Here is a 3,600-nt window from a genome sequence, read left to right as displayed (position 1 = left end):
CATTGGCAAAAATAGGTCCCTTTACAAAGGTGAAATTTCTGTTCTGATCCAAGATCTCTGCCCCTAAAATATCACTGGGCATAAGGTCCGGCGTAAACTGGATTCGTTTGAATTCCAGTCCAAGTGTTTGAGCTACGGTGTTTACCAATAAAGTTTTGGCCAATCCCGGAACTCCAATGAGCAGCGCGTGTCCTCCAGAGAATATAGCCAGTAGCACTTGGTCAATGACCTCATCTTGTCCTACTATAACTTTGGCAATCTCTGTCTTTAAGGCTTTATACTTATCGACCAACAGGCCGATCGCTGCTACGTCACTCATATTAATTCTTTATCCAATTGCTGGCAAAATCACAGTCGTAATAATCCCGATTCACACTAACGAAAGTTTCCAAGATCTTCTCGTCTTGCCACTCTTCAATAGCTCTACGACGTTTGTCATTCAAGGCGAGATCCTGAATCTTTTCATAATCCTTAGAGTAATCGGCTTGATGCTCGTCATAACGATCCGTCACCATGATGATCTTGAATTTTTTACGCCCGGTGCGGTCTGCATCGGTCAAAACTTGAGAAACTTCTTTGTCTTTTAGATTGTAGATCTGCTGAGCCAATACGGGTTCCATTTTAGTCAGATCAAAGCGGGTATCACCGCTAACCGGATTCACCAATTGTCCTCCGTCGTTTTTGGTTTCTTTTTCGTCGGATTCACTCTTAGCTGCTTCAGCGAAGGTCAACTCGCCATCAACAATTCGCTGACGAATGTTCTCGATCTTCGCTTTTGCCACTGCAACGGTCTCATCAGTTACATCAGGAATCAAAAGAATGTGACGTACATCTACCGTTTGTCCACGGATCTTATCCACCATTAAAATGTGGTAACCGAATTCTGACTCAAAAGGTTCACTGACCTCTCCTTCTTGCAGTGAGAAAGCCACGTCTTTAAACTCTTTTACAAAGTTGTCAGAACGCTTCAGGCTGATCTTACCTCCTTTTGTACTCGATCCTGGATCCTGAGAATACAATACAGCCTTAGTTGCAAATGATTCTCCGTTCTCTACAATACCGCGTCTGAACTCATTCAAGCGGTCAATTACTTTCTGAATCTCCTCCTGAGGAATCTCTGGCTCAATTACGATTTGAGCGATCTCAACCTCAGCACTGAAAAGCGGACGCTCATCTACTGGGATGGAGTTAAAGAAGGTTCTCACCTCTTCTGGAGTGATCTCTACTCCTTCAATGATCTTGTTCTGCATCTCAGAGGCCAACATATTGTCCTTATTGATCTGAAACAGCTCCGCTCTCAGTTCAGGCATGGACTTCTTTTTGTAGAATTTCAAGACCTGTTCTTCTGAGTTGAACTGCGCCAACATGTATTGGATCTGCTGATCTGTAGTCGCATTCACTTGCGCATCAGGAATAATTACACTGTCCTGAATGGCGTGATGCGCGTATAGTTTTTCTTCCATCAAAGTTCCCAAAAGCTCGCAACGTGTAATGTCTGCAGTTGAAAAACCTTGTTGTTCTATTTGAATGTATTTACGATCGATATCACTGTCCAAAACGATGTACTTACCCACTTGAGCACTTACCCCGTCAACTTTGAATTTCTCAAACGTCTTCACAGTATCAATGACCTGTTGACTCGCCGCAACACCCGTGCTATCTACCTCTACTACTTCCTGCGCCTGCATTTGCAGCCCGACTAAAGCCAAGGCAGCAAAACATAAACGGCTATTGATAAACTTCGAAATCATTATTCTTGATCGCATCTTTTGTAATATCGGCCTCCAATTTTTTAATGAGGTCCAATTTCCTTTTGTTTAGTATAATTTGTTGAATGGTGGGTCTGACGTATTCCAGCGGAGCATCATCCCCTTTTTCTAAGGCATCCTGAACTTGGATCAAATATACTCCTATAGAGTCTTGCAGCCTTACGAAATTAGATTTTTTTAACTTTTCCGCATTGGTTTTAACCGCAATTAACGGTATTTCAGAAAGCAGGGCGTCTTGGCGCACCCAAGTACTGTCATTGAGGTAGTAACGCTTGAACTGAAAAGCGATCTCCTCCAAGGCCTTTTTGTCTTCTATATCAAATTCTTTGAGGTGAGCCGTAACCTCATCAGTAGCGTTGAATTCTTCCCCAACATACACGTAACGAAGTTTCAAAAGACGCTCCTTTAAAACAAAACTCTCTTTGTTCTTTTCAAAGTACTGTTGATAGGTCTGCTCGGTAATGGAACTGTCCAACTGCTTAGAAACAACCGCATTCTTATACCCTTTGGTGTAAAGGTCTGCTTTGTAATCGTCCACTAATTGATCATAGGTAGCCAATTGAGATTCAGAAAGATTCAATCGCGCCTGATCAATAAGTAACTGCTGTGTCGCCCAACGGTTGATATAATTGGTCACGATCAAAATACTGTCTTCCGCAGAGGTGTTGGGTTGAATTAAATTGGTGAGATCCTCCTTAAACAGGTAACTGTCGTTGACGCGAGCCACAGGTTCAGAGGGCAATTCCCTTGTCAAGAAATCACAGGAAGTCATTGCCAAGGCGGCAAACAAAGCAATTAACCAGTAATTTCTTTTGAGCATTAGAGTTGTGCTTTAATTTCCTGAAGCACCGCTTGATCTATGTTCACCTTGAATTTTTTCTTGAGTTGTTCCATGAAGGAGGATTCCAGGGCAGCCTGATAATCACCCATTACACGGCCTCGAATAGTATCTAAGGGGATAGCCGTTGGTGCTAGAAGTTCGTCTGTTCGTATAACCGTAAATTGTCCGGCCTTATTGTACACCTTGGAGACTCCAGAAGCAAATTTGAAGTTTTCTGGCAGTAAGCGGTGGCCTTCCGCATAAGTACCTTCACTAAAGATTACCTGAGTTTCGCCATCGGCATTGAAAGTCGCTTGCAGCTCTTCAAGACTCGCACCTTTTTTAAGTGCTTTTCTAACTTTTTTAGCAACGGCTTCACTGGGTGTAGAGGCGATTAAACCAGTCATTCTAGGCTTGTATTGATAAGATCCTATCTGGTTTTGATAAAAGGCTTCTAAACCAGTGCTGTCTTTTCTAACCTTACCCCAGATCTCACTTTCCATAAGATCAAAGATCAAGAGTCCTTCTTTGTATTCTTGAACGATATTGGCGAAGCCTTCATCCTCTAAATCTAAATTGTCTTTAAAATAGTCACGAATGGCAGATAACTCAAATTCGCTATAGAAGACCTTAGCCGCTCCGTAGGTAGTGTTATGTCTAGCAGATTTGCGTTGTCTTTCTTCAATAAAACGAGCAAAGTCGTCATAAGTAAAGCTGGTTCCGTTGAGATTGAAGATCTCTGTTTTCATCACTGGATTTAGACTGTCTGTATACTTCCAAGTCTTTTTGGTGATGCTGTCAGTCAAGAATTCTGTAAAGAATGGAACAACGTGGTCTGGAGTAGTAACATTATAGCGCGCCTTAAGGTCTTGCTTTGACATGGATTTAATATAATCCAGACGTTGCGCTTGTTGAACCTTTTGCTTCAATTGAGATTCCAAATCTTCATAGCTTGGACGTGGGTGACGTTCAATGAGTTTAATAATGTGCCAACCAAAATCCGTTTGGATA

3 protein-coding genes and 1 pseudogene are annotated in these 3,600 nt (G+C 42.2%); all 4 read right to left on the bottom strand.

Annotated features, from left to right (window positions below; translation table 11 throughout):
- A partial coding sequence (locus HRT75_RS14250) for an AAA family ATPase (RefSeq protein WP_291188137.1) occupies positions 1 to 319 on the bottom strand: 319 nt, incomplete at its 3' end.
- Between the two features lies 1 nt (position 320).
- Positions 321 to 1,751, bottom strand: a complete 1,431-nt coding sequence (locus HRT75_RS14245; protein WP_291188134.1) for a peptidylprolyl isomerase — start codon at positions 1,749 to 1,751, stop codon at positions 321 to 323.
- Positions 1,729 to 2,589, bottom strand: a complete 861-nt coding sequence (locus tag HRT75_RS14240) for a peptidylprolyl isomerase (RefSeq protein WP_291188131.1) — start codon at positions 2,587 to 2,589, stop codon at positions 1,729 to 1,731. The genes HRT75_RS14245 and HRT75_RS14240 overlap by 23 nt, the downstream gene beginning before the upstream one ends.
- Positions 2,589 to 3,600: pseudogene (locus HRT75_RS14235) on the bottom strand (peptidylprolyl isomerase); the annotation flags it as partial. The gene HRT75_RS14240 and the pseudogene HRT75_RS14235, both read right to left, overlap by 1 nt.

The sequence above is a fragment of the Gilvibacter sp. genome, assembly GCF_013214815.1.
GTDB lineage: Bacteria > Bacteroidota > Bacteroidia > Flavobacteriales > Flavobacteriaceae > Gilvibacter.
This window is presented reverse-complemented; position numbering and strand designations above follow the sequence as displayed.

Bases quoted from the DNA above. Each gene is read 5' to 3' on its own strand.
- HRT75_RS14245 (WP_291188134.1), bottom strand. From the start codon at position 1,751: ATGATTTCGAAGTTTATCAATAGCCGTTTATGTTTTGCTGCCTTGGCT.
- HRT75_RS14240 (WP_291188131.1), bottom strand. From the start codon at position 2,589: ATGCTCAAAAGAAATTACTGGTTAATTGCTTTGTTTGCCGCCTTGGCA.